General features: G+C 57.5%; 20 protein-coding genes. 3 read left to right on the top strand and 17 right to left on the bottom strand.

Annotated elements, in window-relative coordinates; translation table 11 throughout:
* Positions 1-30 precede the first annotated feature (30 nt).
* From P349_RS01350 to P349_RS01425, 17 genes are all read right to left on the bottom strand, one after another.
* Positions 31-861, bottom strand: a complete 831-nt coding sequence (locus P349_RS01350; protein ID WP_032648837.1) for an N-6 DNA methylase — start codon at positions 859-861, stop codon at positions 31-33.
* 42 nt (positions 862-903) lie between these two features.
* Positions 904-1,116: a hypothetical protein gene (locus tag P349_RS0124710; RefSeq protein WP_032648903.1), complete on the bottom strand. Its 213-nt coding sequence runs from the start codon at positions 1,114-1,116 to the stop codon at positions 904-906.
* 138 nt (positions 1,117-1,254) lie between these two features.
* Positions 1,255-1,599 (bottom strand): hypothetical protein, encoded by a 345-nt coding sequence (locus P349_RS01355; RefSeq protein WP_032648839.1) that lies wholly within the window; start codon positions 1,597-1,599, stop codon positions 1,255-1,257.
* 46 nt (positions 1,600-1,645) lie between these two features.
* The gene (locus P349_RS01360) at positions 1,646-1,933 is read right to left on the bottom strand and encodes a hypothetical protein (RefSeq protein ID WP_032648841.1); all 288 of its coding nucleotides are present in this window, start codon (positions 1,931-1,933) and stop codon (positions 1,646-1,648) included.
* A 50-nt stretch (positions 1,934-1,983) separates the two neighbouring features.
* Complete coding sequence (locus P349_RS01365; protein WP_032648843.1) at positions 1,984-2,391, bottom strand: hypothetical protein; 408 nt, start codon at positions 2,389-2,391, stop codon at positions 1,984-1,986.
* Positions 2,392-2,813: 422 nt separating this feature from the next.
* A complete protein-coding gene (locus tag P349_RS01370) occupies positions 2,814-3,026 on the bottom strand; it encodes a hypothetical protein (RefSeq protein ID WP_032648844.1) in 213 nt (70 codons plus the stop codon).
* Positions 3,019-3,516: a MucR family transcriptional regulator gene (locus P349_RS01375; protein WP_032648846.1), complete on the bottom strand. Its 498-nt coding sequence runs from the start codon at positions 3,514-3,516 to the stop codon at positions 3,019-3,021. Before P349_RS01375 ends, P349_RS01370 begins: the two co-directional genes overlap by 8 nt.
* Positions 3,516-3,755, bottom strand: coding sequence for a hypothetical protein (locus P349_RS01380; protein ID WP_032648847.1), 240 nt, complete (start codon positions 3,753-3,755; stop codon positions 3,516-3,518). Before P349_RS01380 ends, P349_RS01375 begins: the two co-directional genes overlap by 1 nt.
* Positions 3,752-4,480 carry a plasmid SOS inhibition protein A gene (locus P349_RS01385; RefSeq protein WP_032648849.1) on the bottom strand — a complete coding sequence of 243 codons (729 nt, stop codon included), beginning with the start codon at positions 4,478-4,480 and terminating at the stop codon, positions 3,752-3,754. Before P349_RS01385 ends, P349_RS01380 begins: the two co-directional genes overlap by 4 nt.
* Positions 4,477-4,908 carry a conjugation system SOS inhibitor PsiB gene (gene psiB / locus P349_RS01390; RefSeq protein ID WP_032648851.1) on the bottom strand — a complete coding sequence of 144 codons (432 nt, stop codon included), beginning with the start codon at positions 4,906-4,908 and terminating at the stop codon, positions 4,477-4,479. Before psiB ends, P349_RS01385 begins: the two co-directional genes overlap by 4 nt.
* 42 nt (positions 4,909-4,950) lie before the next feature.
* The gene (locus P349_RS01395) at positions 4,951-6,960 is read right to left on the bottom strand and encodes a ParB/RepB/Spo0J family partition protein (protein WP_032648853.1); all 2,010 of its coding nucleotides are present in this window, start codon (positions 6,958-6,960) and stop codon (positions 4,951-4,953) included.
* A gap of 62 nt (positions 6,961-7,022) precedes the next feature.
* Positions 7,023-7,253 carry a DUF905 domain-containing protein gene (locus P349_RS01400; RefSeq protein ID WP_032648855.1) on the bottom strand — a complete coding sequence of 77 codons (231 nt, stop codon included), beginning with the start codon at positions 7,251-7,253 and terminating at the stop codon, positions 7,023-7,025.
* Positions 7,254-8,060: 807 nt separating this feature from the next.
* The gene (locus tag P349_RS01405) at positions 8,061-8,567 is read right to left on the bottom strand and encodes an antirestriction protein ArdA (protein ID WP_032648858.1); all 507 of its coding nucleotides are present in this window, start codon (positions 8,565-8,567) and stop codon (positions 8,061-8,063) included.
* Between the two features lie 404 nt (positions 8,568-8,971).
* Complete coding sequence (locus P349_RS01410) at positions 8,972-9,751, bottom strand: hypothetical protein (protein WP_003830760.1); 780 nt, start codon at positions 9,749-9,751, stop codon at positions 8,972-8,974.
* A gap of 53 nt (positions 9,752-9,804) precedes the next feature.
* Positions 9,805-10,224, bottom strand: a complete 420-nt coding sequence (locus P349_RS01415; protein ID WP_032648861.1) for a DUF1380 family protein — start codon at positions 10,222-10,224, stop codon at positions 9,805-9,807.
* 10 nt (positions 10,225-10,234) lie between these two features.
* Complete coding sequence (locus P349_RS01420; RefSeq protein WP_001525567.1) at positions 10,235-10,456, bottom strand: hypothetical protein; 222 nt, start codon at positions 10,454-10,456, stop codon at positions 10,235-10,237.
* Positions 10,456-11,133 (bottom strand): DNA methylase, encoded by a 678-nt coding sequence (locus P349_RS01425; RefSeq protein ID WP_020833579.1) that lies wholly within the window; start codon positions 11,131-11,133, stop codon positions 10,456-10,458. The genes P349_RS01420 and P349_RS01425 overlap by 1 nt, the downstream gene beginning before the upstream one ends.
* Before the next feature lie 351 nt (positions 11,134-11,484).
* Between P349_RS01425 and P349_RS01430 the strand changes: the two genes are divergently transcribed.
* The 3 genes from P349_RS01430 to P349_RS01440 all read left to right on the top strand — a co-directional run bounded on the left by P349_RS01430 (position 11,485) and on the right by P349_RS01440 (position 14,029).
* On the top strand, positions 11,485-12,156 hold the full coding sequence (locus P349_RS01430; protein WP_032648863.1) for an SOS response-associated peptidase family protein: 672 nt from the start codon (positions 11,485-11,487) through the stop codon (positions 12,154-12,156).
* Between the two features lie 179 nt (positions 12,157-12,335).
* Positions 12,336-12,758 carry a translesion error-prone DNA polymerase V autoproteolytic subunit gene (umuD, locus tag P349_RS01435; protein ID WP_000600201.1) on the top strand — a complete coding sequence of 141 codons (423 nt, stop codon included), beginning with the start codon at positions 12,336-12,338 and terminating at the stop codon, positions 12,756-12,758.
* Complete coding sequence (locus P349_RS01440; RefSeq protein WP_032648866.1) at positions 12,758-14,029, top strand: Y-family DNA polymerase; 1,272 nt, start codon at positions 12,758-12,760, stop codon at positions 14,027-14,029. Before umuD ends, P349_RS01440 begins: the two co-directional genes overlap by 1 nt.
* The last annotated feature ends 20 nt before the right edge of the window (positions 14,030-14,049 follow it).

Here is a 14,049-nt window from a genome sequence, read left to right as displayed (position 1 = left end):
GGCAGGATACTCCCCTGCCCTTCTGGATGGTTATGCAGCTTCATTCATACCGCGCAAAAATTCGCGCATGGCACTGATACGGCGCTGATCGTCCAGCCGCTTTCCAAAGTTGTTGATGTAGTACACCGGCGTATACCGCACCCTGTTTAACTGCATCGTCAGCGTATTGCCCGTGACCACCTCGGCAGGAATACCCAACAGGGAAAGCTGTATAAACGCCATATCGGCTGCAATCGGATCGATATCAATGCAGCTTCCGAACATATGTTCAGACGGATTGTAGCCCGCCTCAAGTAGCACCTCGGCATACGCGACAATCATTCCCGCTGCGCCGCTTGCCGGATCGCTGACGGTCACAAACCCTTCGCGGCGTATCGTCTCGTCGACGTCCGGCATCAGCAGCCTCGCCAGCAGTGACTGGACGTGATACGGCGTGAAATACTGCCCGTTCCGGTCGTCGCCCAGCTCAAGCTCCATGAAGATCGCGCCCAGAAAGTCGTGGAATTTGGCCTCCAGTGCGCAGACCATCAGGCAGAAAAGCGTATGCAGGTTGCTGATATCGCTCTCGCTGTACTTCGCGCAGATTTTGCGGCTTTGCTCAATATTCTCCGGCGTTCTTATCCGCGCCATATCCAGCTCGCTGGCGGCCAGCGTGATAAAGTCGCTGAACACCTCCCAGCGGCGCAGGCTGCGGGCGGTATCCCTGAACACGCTGATAAACTGGCGGCGTGCCTGGTCGATTGTCATCATCCGGTGCGGTATCGGCTGCGCATTCACGGTGGGCAATACGGGTTTAGCGGGTGTTAAGGGTGCGGCTTCTCTAGCCTGGTCAAAGAAGCTGGCAAAACTGAGTTGAGACATCGTTCCTCCTTAAATGCCGCCCCGTAAGGAGCGGCTCAGTTATCAGTTAAATGCCCGCTTCAGTTCGAGCGTGCGTAACACCTGCCCCCACTCGCTCACTCGCATGGCAGGAATACGAACGGAGCGCCCCTTCTTCCGGCAGTGCGCAATGTGACGGCCCAGCGCCCGCATTTCGGCGCTGATTTCGTCACGGTCGATATCACTGCGTTTAATACGCACCTGTTTTTTTACGGGTGCGTTTTCCGCCTCAAGCATCTGGACATACAGGGCGGTCGGTGTAACAATCGACGCTCTACTGAAATGATTCATACATGTTTCCTTTTAGTTGAGGCCGGATTCGTAGTTTCGACGCTGAGAATCCGGCGGGATATGGCAGACGAAAGTCTGCCTTTTTCATTTCTGGCGCTGCTCAACCTCCTTAACGCGTGCCAGAATCTCCGCGTGGTCAAGGTTGCTGTAGTCACGCATCCGGTAATAACGGATACCGACTCGCGCGTAGATTTCGGTCACATTGCCGCAGACCATTTCCGCCAGCATGAAGGTTTCACACTCGCCGTCCTGACTGCTGCGCCAGTTCTTCGGGTACATCAGGCCCAGCGCATCATGGAAGGCGTGAACGTCGATTTCGACGGGCGCGGTCAGATATGACTTTTCGCGGCTCAGCCAGTACGCGCGTTCGGCCTCACTGGTCGCATAAATACCCGCTTCGGCGCAGGATTCGGTCAGATTTAAGTGCATGGTTTATCTCCTTCTGGTTAATGGCGTTGATATTTCGCCGTGGTGGTTATTCGTCGAACGTGATGCCGGAAAAATGCGCCATCAGATGCAGCATGTCGGCAATGTCATCGACTTTCTGCTGAATGGCTGGCGTGGCTTTCAGGATGCGCGTTACAGCGGTTCTGAGTTCGCCCATATAGCGGTTTGCAGACTCGCCCAGCGCCGTTTTGTCTGTATTGCTCTGGTACTTCATCAGGGCTTTACTGACGTGGTTTTGCAGGGTATCAAGCTCGCTGAGCGCGCTTTTCTCCCATGCGTCGAAGCTGAATGTGCTGTTCGTGTTGCTGATGCTCATGATGTTTCCCCGTTGTCGCTGGCGGCATCCCCTGCCGCCGTGGGTTATGCTTATGGACGGGCTTCCAGGCGCAACATGGCCTGAGCAAAATTTATGTTGTTACAAAGGTCTTTACGCGCGATGTCCCACGCCTCACGCCCGATAACGCCGTATAGGCGGATGGCATGATCTTTAGCCTGCAACCACGGCTGCACGACATGAAACGACACAAGCGGGTATGAACGTTCCCAGCACAGCACGCCTTCCCTGTGAACGTTGTCGCTCATCAGGCTGAGAAGACGCAGGATTTCCTCAGCCTCATCTTTCTGGCTCAGCTGGAGATTCCACACGCCGCAAAGCTCGATCAGGTATGACTTTTGCTCTGCGATAACACAGGCCAGACGCGCTTTTGGGTCTGAACCCCATCTTTCGGAAGATTCTTTGGTGGCGGTTTTGACGTTGACGTTCTGTGTGTTCATCCTGCTTTTCCTCCTGTCTGGTGGTTAATCCATCTCTCGGTGAGTTCCCTGGCGGCAAAGGGCAAAGGAGCGACGGCGGGGCGGCAGGAGAAGGGCGGAGACAAAAGTTTTTGCGGTCCTTCGCAAAAAGTTTTGGCGGAGTTCATTTCACCCTTCGGATGACGACACGACGGTGCTACGACAAGCCCTCCGCCCGGGGACTTAACGGGAGAGGGCTCGCCAGAGGTAAGGAAAGAGGATGAACACACCCGACACGGCGGAACGGCGTGGCGTCAGCGGACTGTCGGCAGTTTTACCGCCGACAGGGTGAAGCGGCGCGTCCGTTTACGGACGCAGCAAGCGCAGGGGTTGACGTTGCGTCAGGATGGACGCCCGGAGGGCAGAGACAGCTTGCTGGCTCTGTTCACGACAGCCGTGTCCCGTCAGGGGCGACGCCCGCGTGTTGCCGTTTCGGTGAAAACAGCCAGTTCATTAGCCAGACCCGCCAGCGTAGACCGTTTTTTATCCGGCACATTAGCCCGCAGCAGCAGGCTGTTAACCAGAAAAGTGTCCAGCACCGGCATTCTGCGCAGACATTTAATGATGTTATCCGAAAAGCATGTGTGCAAAAAAAATCCCGACAGGCCGTCAGCCATCTTCAGCCTGCCAGCGATACAGACAGCTCAGGGACAGGTTCAGTTCATCGGCAATACTCCGCACCTTTTCACCCGTTTCGTTGCGGGTCTTCATTCTGCGCACGGCCTCCCGCCGGATCTCTGCGCTGACCCTTTTCACGGCAGGAGAGGTTTCCCATATCCGGTTTATGGTCGCCGTTCTGGAGGACGACTTTTGCTGTAGTGCTGAGGGGCTGCTTCGGTCTTTTATCCTGGCGTACCCTTCCGCCATCATCCTGACCTGCAGGTCAGGGTCCAGCTCACCGCTCCGGATACGTCTGATAACGTTGTCCCGGCATCTGGCTGAGTGTTCGGCACTGGCAAGCGGGACATGTTTCGCTATACCCCAGCGCTCGCGATATTCGCTTACCGACATCTCATGCGTCATACGCAGATGCGGAGCCAGGAAGGAAAACGCCCTGCCGCACTCCCTGCAGACGATGTTCCCCCGTGTATTCCGTTCTGTTGCCATCACTCCACCTCCCTGCCGTCGCCGTATCCCTCAGCCCAGTCGGTAATCTGCGTATCAAGTACGTCCAGCTGCTTCTCCACTTCTTCGGCCAGCATGTTGAAGTCGCACTCCAGACCACCACTCAGGCCATCCCACTCAACCGACATATCGGTGAGCTTGTTTATCATCGTCTTCAGGCGTTTACATTGACTGCGGGCAATTTTCAGTTCCTGCCCGTACGGATTTGCTCTCCTGCTCATGTCCCCTCCCGGAATGTCAGCTTGTTCGGTACCATCCAGTGCTCCAGCTGTCTTACGGGAACGGAAGCCTCTTCTGTCAGCAACCCGGCCTCGAACACCATGCTCCAGAGCGGTTCGCGGGCAAATTCATCCCTATCCAGAGCTGACAGGGAAGGAAAGCGCTCACTCCAGCGCCAGAACATCTCCTCCAGGTCGTACTGGCGCAGTTCAGTACCCGACCAGCGCGCACTCCAGCTGCTGACCGTTTCCGGGGTATGAAAGGCCAGCTCAATCTCCGCCTGCCCCGCCAGCGCCTGGTACGCCCGCTCACGCTGACACTGTTCTTTTCGGCGCTGGCGGGTGTATTTTTCATCCCGCAGCGCGTCCTGACAGCGAACCCGCTCGGTCTGCTGAAAGGCCACCTCCGGAAAGAGGCGCTGACCCGCACCGACAGGAAGCGGCAGCCAGCAACACGTCCCGCGACTTTCAATCAGGGCATCGATGGCACTGAGCCAGCTGTCCCTGCTGCCCCGCAGCTCCCGCGCCGTCAGCACCGGCGCAAAATGATGGATTTCTCTGAGTGAGATGCGCGTGCTGCCCGTGAGCCGGCGAAAAAAGGCGCTGGCATACGGATACACTGTGGACACCGCGCCGCGCGACCGCCGGCGTTCAACCTCAGCGATGGCCTCCATCGCGGCGCGTCGCTCGGGGCTGAAGGGAACCAGTGACAGGTTCGCAGGTATCATGCCGCGCCCTCCGCTGCCAGAATACTGATGATGCTGGCCTGACTGTATCCGTCCGCATCGAGACGCGCCGTCAGGCTGACGGTGTGGCTGACAAGCTCCGGCTGGTAGCCGCTCAGGGTACGAATGACGGAGAACGGGCGGCCGCTGGCGGGAACGAACACTACCATCCACGCCGGACTGATGGCACCTGGACTGCACAGCGCAATATGGTAATTGCCGTGCGAGGGGGTAAAGCGTATCTGTACGGGGAAGAAGCCGCCGAACTCGCTGCGGTACTCGCCGTTCACATCCCAGTTTTCAGGGCAGGACAGGTCACGCATGACGGCGTGGGTCAGTTCGCGGCGGAAGTCTTCGCCGCTGTCCCGCCAGTCCTCAAACTCATCACAGGACATCGTTTTCAGTACATCGGGGGTCAGAATAGTGCGCATGGGTATCTCCTTATTGCCGCCCCGCAGGGCGGCTCTCCGTTATCAGGCGGCGTGTGCCGTGTTGGTGGTGTCGTTGTCGGTGCTGTCGGTATCTGAAGCCGCGTCGTCAGCACCGGATTCAGCCGCTGGCTCCGGCCCTTTCAGCCATGCCGGAACCCAGCGGGTGTGCTGCATAAAGTGCTCCGCATGCGCTGCTGCATCGCCCTTCTTCATCTTCTCCGCGTCACCCGCCGCGCCCGTCAGCCCCGCCTCTTTCAGAGAGGCCACAATCTGAGGATGTTTCAGGCTGCCGAAGTAGTTGTCCTTCGTCGGCTGCCACCAGTCGCGCAGGTGGAAGCCGATTGCCGCCTCGACAGTATCGAGTGTACTGCGGGAGGTGTGCCCCATATCGCGGGTCTGTACCCCGTCCACGGAACAGGCCGTGCAGAAGGCCATCAGCGACATCAACACCCCGCCGTCAAGGGCAAAGAAGGTGGTGAAGTCCTTCTCCCACCCTTCCGGCAGCAGGGTTTTCAGCCTTGCCCGTTCGGTCATCAGGATGTTAAACGCTGCGCCATCCTTACCGGACGGGGCGTTCTCCGTCAGGCTGCCGTGGGACACGGTCAGGCTGATACGGAACGGGTGCGTCGTTGTCAGACAGCCTGAAAATATGCAGGTACACATGCGCCAGACCATCAGCGCCACCGCCTTTTCGGGCTGCTGCATCAGCGCCGCCTGTACTGCCAGCGTACGCTCGGAGGTCATTTTCGTGAGCAGCGGGACGCTGATCCCCTCTGCGGCGTCGGGCTGGCGTGAGGTGAACGATACCGTTACGCTGCTGGTTTCGGTTTCTTCCGGCATATCCGCTTTCAGGCGCACACCGCGCTGCACGTACACCTGCCCTTCGTACAGGCTGACCATCACCCCCGCGCCTGACTTCATGTCGTCAGTCCATGCGCTGACTTCTGCCGCCGCCTGAATGGCGAGGATGTCCGCCTCGATCGCATCCGACTCGTCGCAGACGCTGTCAAAGGTGTCGTACTGCTCCCGCAGCGCATCAAGACGCTGCTGTTGTTCAGGGGTGTACACCGGATCGGGTTCAGCAGGCTGAACGAACTCTTTACCATCTTCGCCGTGGTACCAGATACGGGCTGCGCGTCCGCGACTCCATGCCCAGCCCTCACGCTGCTGAATGTCCAGTGCGATACGCTCCAGCTTCTCCTGTACCAGACGCTCAACCAGCACGCTGTCTGCCGTGCCGTCGCCCTCGTCCTGGCTGAACAGATCTTCACGGACGTAACCACCCGCCGCCTCGTAAGCTTCGCGCCCGATAAACCGGAATTTTGCGTTGTCGGTGCGCATCTCGGTTTCAGTAATGGCGCGTTTAATCAGGTGCGCCGGGGCATTCGACCAGCTGGCTTTTACGGTATCGAGGATTTCGGCCTGACGGGCGTGATCGTCCTCGAGACAGAGCGCCTGACACTGTTCAACGGTCAGTTCGTCCTGCGCGAGCTTCTCCATCAGGGACGGGGCGAGATTTGCCAGCTTCAGCATCCGCTGGACGTGGCGGGAGCCGAAACCAAGCGCGTCACCAATCTGCGCGGGGGTTTTGCCCTGCTCCGCTAATGTGCGGAACCCTGAGATTTGCTCGGCGGGATGCATGGCAGCGCGTTGTTCGTTCTCAGCGATGGAGGCCAGAGCAGCAATGTCGTCCGGGACGCGCTTGACCATGACGGTATGATCGGCCGCAAGACGGTCTTCCTGCGCCAGCAGATTAAAGGCAGTCAGTCGGCGGCCACCTGCGGCCACGCCGGATTGTCCGTCCGCGAGCGTGTGAACAATCAGGTTCTGCAGCAGTCCGAGCGACTCAATGGAGTCGGCCAGACCGCGAACGCTGTCCACGGAATACGGAATGGTGCGCACGTTAAGCGGGGATTTAACGAGAGCGGACAGCGGAACATACTCGATAACAGCGGCCTCAAGGGCGGCCTTCAGGGCATCTTCCTGCGCCTTCGTGATTTTTTTGCTGCTCGCTTTTTTGGGTGCTTTTGCTTTAACATCGGTAACTGACATCGTTGATACCTCACTGATTGATGAATGTCTGCCGGACAGTCCACCTGTCCGGCACCTCTTTTTTACTGTGGCTTGCGGATGCCGTAGTCCGCGATATAACGGTTGAGCCAGTACGTGCCGCCCGGCTCAAAGTTCCACGTGCGCCAGACCATCTCGCCGTCCTTACGGACAACCAGGCGAAAATGCGCCCCCTGATCGTCCTCAATTGCCACGTTGGTGTACTGCGCCGCAACGGCCTCGGCCTGTTCGCGGGTAAAGGTGTCGTCGGGTAAAACCGCCAGCGCCTCGTTCATGTTGCTCCTCCTTCTGAACCTGTTTTGCTTTTAAAAAACCATCACCCGTTGAGTTGCCGGGGCCGCGGTTTTGACGTTTTGCGGGGACCTGCTGAACGCCCCCGATGGTTGTTACCTTCACCCGTTTGAGAGCCGTTCGCCGCAAGGGCGTAAACCAGCGCGGGCGATGGCGGATGTCCGGGGCGCGGTTTACCGCGTGCCATTTACCCTGGACAGCTGACAGCGACTGTGCTTGTCTCAGCCCCGGCGAAAGGACTCAAAAGGGTGAAATGACCAGGAGAAAATGAGCAGGAACCCGCCGCAACGGCGGAACGCGCGGGCGCGAAACGGCGTTGCCCCGAAGAGGCCCGGCAGCATTACCGCCGGGCTGGTGAGAGCGGCGCATCCGTAGACGGATGCCGCAAGCGTGATGTTAAACCTGCGACAGTGCGATGGAAGCCCGACAGGGCGGAGACGGTTTACCGGCTCCGTTTACGACAGCGCCGGTTCCCGTCAGGGAAGTCGCCCACAGGCAGACACAACAGGAAGAAAAACCGACAGAACAGCGATATCAGCCAGTACGCCATCGGTATGGCCACTATTGGCAACGACAACGACAACGACAACGACAACGCAGAGATTATCAACAGAACAGGAATATCGCCGACCGGCTACAACACATTGATACTCATACTCTGACACCACCGGGACATCAGGCACTGGCGGAGATACGCGGCGCCGCAGGCGCGGCGTACTTCGCAGGCAGGCAGAGCCTGCCAGGGTTTAGCGCGCGGGCTGACAGGCGGCTGAACCGCCTGCCGGGGAAAATCAGTTACTGAAGACATAACCGTCATGGAACACATAGCCGCTGCTGAACAAATCCCGGGCATACGCCTCAAAATCGAAGTAGCTGCGCAGCGGCTCCGGCACCTCATTCAGCAGGCCGTTATCGTCTACCATCTCCTGCGCATAGTCTTCCTCACTTTCCGCCTCGCCGCGGTATGCATCATCAAACGCGTCATAGTCACACTCGCCGGTATACTCCGCCCAGGCGATAAAAGCGGCTTCCCTGCCCTCTTCTTCGGCGCGTTTGTAAGCGGCGATAAAATCCCAGTCAATGGAGCTTTCAGAGACGAACTGCGACGGGATACCTTCCTGGTCCTGAAACATAAACTCGGCATCCCATTCATCGGCATGCAGCGCCTGACAGGCCTCGTAAAAATCCTCCCTGCCGTCAAACTCCGTCAGATCAAACCATTTGCCGAAAATGCTGCCGCAGTTGTATTTATGGTAGGTACCCACGTAAACAGCCGGTGTGGTGGTCGTAGTGCTCATAAAAAATCCTCCATAGTCGATGTCGTCTGAGTTCCGGCTTACGCCGTGCCGACACGACAGCCGGGCGAAAAGCGGAGGATGCAAGGGCGTCACCGAAGCCGCAGCGCAGTAAAAAAGCAGGAGCAGGCTGGACGGTTTGACGGCGAAAAATGAGCCGGAAAACGACGGGAAGACGGCGGATAACGTATGAATTAAACTGCGACCGGGTGAAGGTGACGGCGTTTACGCTTCCCTTGCATCAGCCGCGGCCCGGCTACAGTAGAGGCACGGCGTTTGCCGCAGGCCGCATCGGACACTACTCACCGCGAAGCCGGAACAACGTGGAGGAAGAGCCGTATAAGCGGAGCCGGCGACATCATTATCCTTCGATGTTGATTCAGGGGGCCGCCGCCCCCTGCTGTTCGCTACACTGGCCGGATTGCTGACAGGGCATTGCGGACAAGACTTATTTCTGCACGCGCTTCTGCCATGACCTCATGTAACAGGGTTAAATCCATCCACCGGCGCGGAGGCTCGCCCGGAATACGCAGCACATCGCACATCTGGCCACATGCCAGGATTTGATCAACTTTGTCGCTGATAACAAAGAACTCGACGCTGCTGTAGCGTGCCCCTTTGTTCAGGATGGCATCGAGCACCACCGGCAAATTGTCATCATCGTCCAGCCAGCAAGGCATATCATTTTCCTTCACAACCAGACGGAAATTTCGGGTCTGGCGATAAAACAGCGTTTCCCCGCGCGTGGTCAGCGCCGCCTTTATCCGGCGCGCATCCTCCCATACCTGCCGGGAGACATCCCGCACGGCGCGGGACAGGCAATCCGTTACAGCCTGAATCTCCGGCTCCGTCAGCCATTCCCCGGCCCAGGGGAACGCTATCTGTGTTCCGTCCTCCGGAAGCTGCGGCGCGTCGGCATAGCGGCTGCCGGATAAAATAATCTGCGCTGGCGTCCCGGCTATTTTTGTCATGGCACTTTGCAGCTCTGCGGGTACGTCACCGGTACAAAGCAAAGGCAGCAGATGAACAATATTTGCCGCATCCAGACGGACATAAATGCTTATCCATCCCGGTTTATTGACCGGATCACGCTGATCAACATCGGTATGGTCAGGCCATCCATAATCAGCAATCAAATCGCGCGCACGGCGCATCACAAGGGCGTTTAACGTGGTGGTTTCCTGCATAATGGGTTCCTCTGAACGGGGTCAGTACACGCCGCCCGGGCGGCGTGCAGATTTCAGTTTTTCAGTAAGGCGCGAACTTTCGCCGCATCAGCCAGCCGACGGGTAACACTTTCCGGCAACGGATGGTTCTCATCCCGGGCGGACCATTCCCTGTGCCACAACGCCTGTTCAGCGGTTATCAGCAGGGTTTCAAGCAGGTCCGCCGGCACCATCACCGCCGGAACTGTCTCTTTCACCTGTTCAATCAGATCCATCACTGCACCGGCAGACACGCCCGACTCAAGCCGTTGTTCCTCCGGAATGGCGTCCATACGCGCCAGTACCGCCCTTGTGTCCTGCTCCGAAACGGCATATTCCATTCCGTCGGCCAGCGCTTCGATATCCGCCGGGGACCAGACAATGAGGTTCAAAGGGGTTTCTGCGGGATACTGCTCGCGCAACAACCGGCAGAGGGTTTCACAGGTTCCGTACATGTTTTTCTCCTTAGTCCTTAAAGCAGGCATCCAGCTCAAGAATTTCGTTGTATGCCGCCATAAACAGGGCGTTGATGCGAAAAAGGGTCTGACGGGTCAGGCGTTCGGCCAGCACATCGGAGTCAAAGCGATAGCGGTGCTCCATCCCGTTCAGCGTCGCCCGCAGGTCACACATGTTGTTGGCGACTTCCGCCACTTCTGCGCGGAGTTTTTCGTGTCCTGCATAGTTCATTACGCAGCCTCCGGGAACTCGTCGTTAGCGGCCGGGTACTGCATGGCGCGCCGGACGGCGGCCAGACGTTGCTGTCCGGCCCGGTGATACTGCTCCAGCAGTTCAATACCGATGTAGCGACGGCCAGCCTGGAGCGCGGCCACGCAGGTAGAACCACTGCCGGCAAAAGGGTCGAGCACAATCGCGCCGGGATGTGTGAAGGACTCGATCAGCGGTTGCAGGCTGGTTACGGGTTTTTCGGTAGGGTGGTGCCGGTTGCCGCTGTATTTCCAGCCCAGCACGTCCGGCAGCGGGTTTTGTGGCAGACGTGGACGGCCTTTTGCAAGGATGTAGGCGCATTCGTGGCGATAGCCCACGTATGCGGCCTTCGATGTGTAGGTTTTGGTAAACACCAGGTGGCCGACAACGCTGAATCCCGCATTTTTCCAGGCAGCCATAAAGCGATCGACGCGGTTCCAGCCGTAGAAGCTCACCATCAGCGTGTCTTTTTTCAGCACGCGATACATCTCATGGCAGGCGGGTTGCAGCCATTCATCGGTTTTATCGCCGGCGATGGTACGCCCCTGACGGTCACGAAAACCGACGAGATATGGCGGGTCGGTGAGAATGAAATCGACAGCATTATCCGGAAAGCCGGACATGATATGGACGCAATTACCCTGGATAAATCGGGACATGGTAGTTCTCCTTTCTCAAATGCGGCGCCAGTTACGCCGTGCCGATACGACAGCCGGGCGAAAAGCGGAGAATGCAGGGGCGGTGCCGCAAGCCGCAGCGCAGTGAAAAAGCCCACGCTGGCTGGACGGTTTGACGGCGAAAATTGAGACGGAAAACGACGGGAAGACAGCGGGTAATGCCTTTGAAATTAACTGCGACCGGGTGAGGACACCGGCAGAGCGAACCCTTGCATTCGCAGCGGCCCGGCTACAGTAGCGGCACGGCGGCTACACGATGGCAGGAACCTGAAATACAGCCTATGTTCAGAACTGAGGTGAACCCTGATTAGAGCTTCACAGCGGAGAAACACAATGTGCGGTCGGTTTGCGCAGTACCACTCCTGCGAGGAGTACCTTTCCTTTCTCGGAGAAGAAGCAGAACGGGACATTCCGTATGATCCGGAACCCATCGGCCGCTACAACGTTGCCCCCGGGACACGGGTATTGCTGCTGAGTGAACGCCGCTCGCAACTGCATCTCGATCCCGTTCACTGGGGTTATGCCCCGGAGTGGTGGAACAAGCCCGCGCTCATCAACGCCAGAAGTGAAACTGCGGCCAACAGCCGGATGTTCAGGCCACTCCAGGAGCACGGACGGGCCATCGTCTTTGCCGATGGCTGGTTCGAGTGGAAACAGCAAAACGGCGTGAAACAGCCGTTTTTCATTTACCGTAAGGACGGAAATCCACTCCTGCTCGCAGCCATCGGGAAACCACCTTTTGAGAACGGCAATGACCAGGAAGGGTTCCTGATCGTCACGGCAGCTGCGGATGAGGGACTGCTGGACATTCACGATCGGCGACCGCTCGTGTACTCACCGGCTGCCGCACGTAAATGGCTCAGCGAAAACACAACCGGTAAAGAGGCGGAAGACATTGCCCGTGAGGGCAGTCTTTCGGCCGAAGATTTCACATGGCACCCCGTCAGTCGGGCTGTTGGCAATCCCCGGAACCAGGGCCGGGAACTTATAGAGCCGCTGGCTTAGCAGACGATGAGATACCCGGTATCCACTCACAGGGTTATGCACCGTTTCTGTGGATAACCCTGAGCCTGTTTTATCCGCCAGAACAATGACCTGGCAGGAGCTGGTAAAATTCTCCTTGCAGGACGGGAAATATTCTAAATAATACTGTATATAAAAACAGGTATTTTAAGAGGTATGCCATGATCCTTTTCGTCACTCCCGCATCTGAGCCAGCACTGTCCACCGCACCACTTTTCACAGAGCGCTGTCCGGCAGGTTTTCCGTCACCGGCCGCGGACTATACCGAAGACGAACTGGATCTGAATGCCTACTGTATCCGCCGCCCCAGCGCGACCTACTTTGTCCGGGCCATTGGTGATTCGATGAAAGATATGGGCCTGCACTCCGGGGATTTAATGGTTGTCGATAAAGCAGAAAAACCCATGCAGGGGGACATTGTCATCGCGGAAACAGATGGCGAGTTCACCGTTAAACGCCTGCAGCTTAAGCCCCGTATTGCCCTGCTGCCGATGAATCCCGCCTACCCTACCCTCTATCCGGAAGAACTGCAGATATTCGGCGTGGTGATGGCATTCATACATAAGACGCGGGGTAGCAACTGATGTTCGCCCTGGCTGACGTCAACAGCTTCTACGCGAGCTGTGAGAAGGTGTTTCGTCCAGACCTGCGTAACAGGCCTGTTGTGGTGCTCAGTAACAATGATGGTTGTGTCATCGCGCGCAGTGCCGAAGCGAAACGGCTGGGAATTAAAATGGGCGTCCCCTGGTTCCAGCTGAAGACGGCACAATTCCCGGAGCCGGTCATCACCTTCTCGAGCAATTACGAGCTCTATGCGTCTATGTCGAACAGAGTTATGTCTCATCTCGAGGAGCTGGCGCCACGCGTGGAGCAGTACAGCATCGACGAGATGTTTCTGGACATTCGCGGTATAGACCGCTGCATTAATTTTGAGGACTTCGGCCGGCAACTGCGCGAGCACGTGCGCTCCGGTACCGAGCTGACAATCGGCGTCGGGATGGGGCCGACCAAAACACTGGCTAAAAGCGCGCAATGGGCGTCGAAAGAGTGGCCACAGTTCGGTGGGGTGCTTGCCCTGACGTCACATAATCCGAAGCGAACGGAGAAACTGCTCTCACTGCAGCCAGTAGACGAAATCTGGGGAGTAGGTCGCAGGATCTCAAAGACGCTTAATTCGATGGGCATCACTACGGCACTGCAGCTGGCGCGTGCGAACCCTGTATTTATCAGGAAAAATTTCAACGTTGTGCTGGAGAGAACCGTCCGGGAACTCAACGGAGAAAGCTGTATTTCGCTGGAAGAAGCACCTCCGCCGAAACAGCAGATTGTCTGCAGCCGCTCCTTTGGGGAGCGTGTCACGACATATGAAGCCATGCGGCAGGCAGTCTGTCAGTATGCTGAGCGTGCAGCTGAAAAGCTGCGTGGCGAGCGTCAGTTCTGCAGGCATATTGCCGTTTTTGTGAAGACGTCACCGTTCGCTGTAAACGAACCGTATTACGGGAATGTGGCCAGTGAAAAGCTGATGACTCCCACGCAGGATACCCGGGACATCATAGCCGCAGCGGTGAAAGCGCTGGATCGGATCTGGGTGAATGGCCATCGATATGCAAAAGCAGGTTGCATGCTCAATGATTTCACTCCTACCGGTGTTTCACAGCTGGATCTGTTCGATGATACTCAGCCCCGAAGCAACAGTAATCAGCTGATGAAAGTCGTGGACGGTATTAACCATTCTGGTATGGGGAAAGTGTGGTTTGCGGGGCGAGGCATTGCTCCTGAGTGGCAAATGAAACGAGAAATGCTTTCACCAGCCTATACGACTCGCTGGTCTGAATTGCCAGTAGCCAAACTATGACGAAGCAAAAACACAAGAAA

Source organism: Enterobacter sp. DC4 (assembly GCF_000568095.1).
Lineage (GTDB): Bacteria > Pseudomonadota > Gammaproteobacteria > Enterobacterales > Enterobacteriaceae > Enterobacter > Enterobacter pseudoroggenkampii.
The sequence above is the reverse complement of the archived record's forward strand: the minus strand, read 5'-3'. Positions and strand labels throughout refer to the sequence as shown.

Coding starts and splice junctions, on each gene's coding strand:
- P349_RS01365 (WP_032648843.1), bottom strand. CDS start 2,391: ATGAACACACAGAACGTCAACGTCAAAACCGCCACCAAAGAATCTTCC.
- P349_RS01440 (WP_032648866.1), top strand. CDS start 12,758: ATGTTCGCCCTGGCTGACGTCAACAGCTTCTACGCGAGCTGTGAGAAG.
- P349_RS01375 (WP_032648846.1), bottom strand. CDS start 3,516: ATGGCAACAGAACGGAATACACGGGGGAACATCGTCTGCAGGGAGTGC.
- P349_RS01355 (WP_032648839.1), bottom strand. CDS start 1,599: ATGCACTTAAATCTGACCGAATCCTGCGCCGAAGCGGGTATTTATGCG.
- P349_RS01360 (WP_032648841.1), bottom strand. CDS start 1,933: ATGAGCATCAGCAACACGAACAGCACATTCAGCTTCGACGCATGGGAG.
- P349_RS01405 (WP_032648858.1), bottom strand. CDS start 8,567: ATGAGCACTACGACCACCACACCGGCTGTTTACGTGGGTACCTACCAT.
- psiB (WP_032648851.1), bottom strand. CDS start 4,908: ATGCGCACTATTCTGACCCCCGATGTACTGAAAACGATGTCCTGTGAT.
- P349_RS01400 (WP_032648855.1), bottom strand. CDS start 7,253: ATGAACGAGGCGCTGGCGGTTTTACCCGACGACACCTTTACCCGCGAA.
- P349_RS01420 (WP_001525567.1), bottom strand. CDS start 10,456: ATGAACTATGCAGGACACGAAAAACTCCGCGCAGAAGTGGCGGAAGTC.
- umuD (WP_000600201.1), top strand. CDS start 12,336: ATGATCCTTTTCGTCACTCCCGCATCTGAGCCAGCACTGTCCACCGCA.
- P349_RS01385 (WP_032648849.1), bottom strand. CDS start 4,480: ATGATACCTGCGAACCTGTCACTGGTTCCCTTCAGCCCCGAGCGACGC.
- P349_RS01410 (WP_003830760.1), bottom strand. CDS start 9,751: ATGCAGGAAACCACCACGTTAAACGCCCTTGTGATGCGCCGTGCGCGC.
- P349_RS0124710 (WP_032648903.1), bottom strand. CDS start 1,116: ATGCTTGAGGCGGAAAACGCACCCGTAAAAAAACAGGTGCGTATTAAA.
- P349_RS01395 (WP_032648853.1), bottom strand. CDS start 6,960: ATGTCAGTTACCGATGTTAAAGCAAAAGCACCCAAAAAAGCGAGCAGC.
- P349_RS01350 (WP_032648837.1), bottom strand. CDS start 861: ATGTCTCAACTCAGTTTTGCCAGCTTCTTTGACCAGGCTAGAGAAGCC.
- P349_RS01380 (WP_032648847.1), bottom strand. CDS start 3,755: ATGAGCAGGAGAGCAAATCCGTACGGGCAGGAACTGAAAATTGCCCGC.
- P349_RS01415 (WP_032648861.1), bottom strand. CDS start 10,224: ATGTACGGAACCTGTGAAACCCTCTGCCGGTTGTTGCGCGAGCAGTAT.
- P349_RS01370 (WP_032648844.1), bottom strand. CDS start 3,026: ATGGCTGACGGCCTGTCGGGATTTTTTTTGCACACATGCTTTTCGGAT.
- P349_RS01425 (WP_020833579.1), bottom strand. CDS start 11,133: ATGTCCCGATTTATCCAGGGTAATTGCGTCCATATCATGTCCGGCTTT.
- P349_RS01430 (WP_032648863.1), top strand. CDS start 11,485: ATGTGCGGTCGGTTTGCGCAGTACCACTCCTGCGAGGAGTACCTTTCC.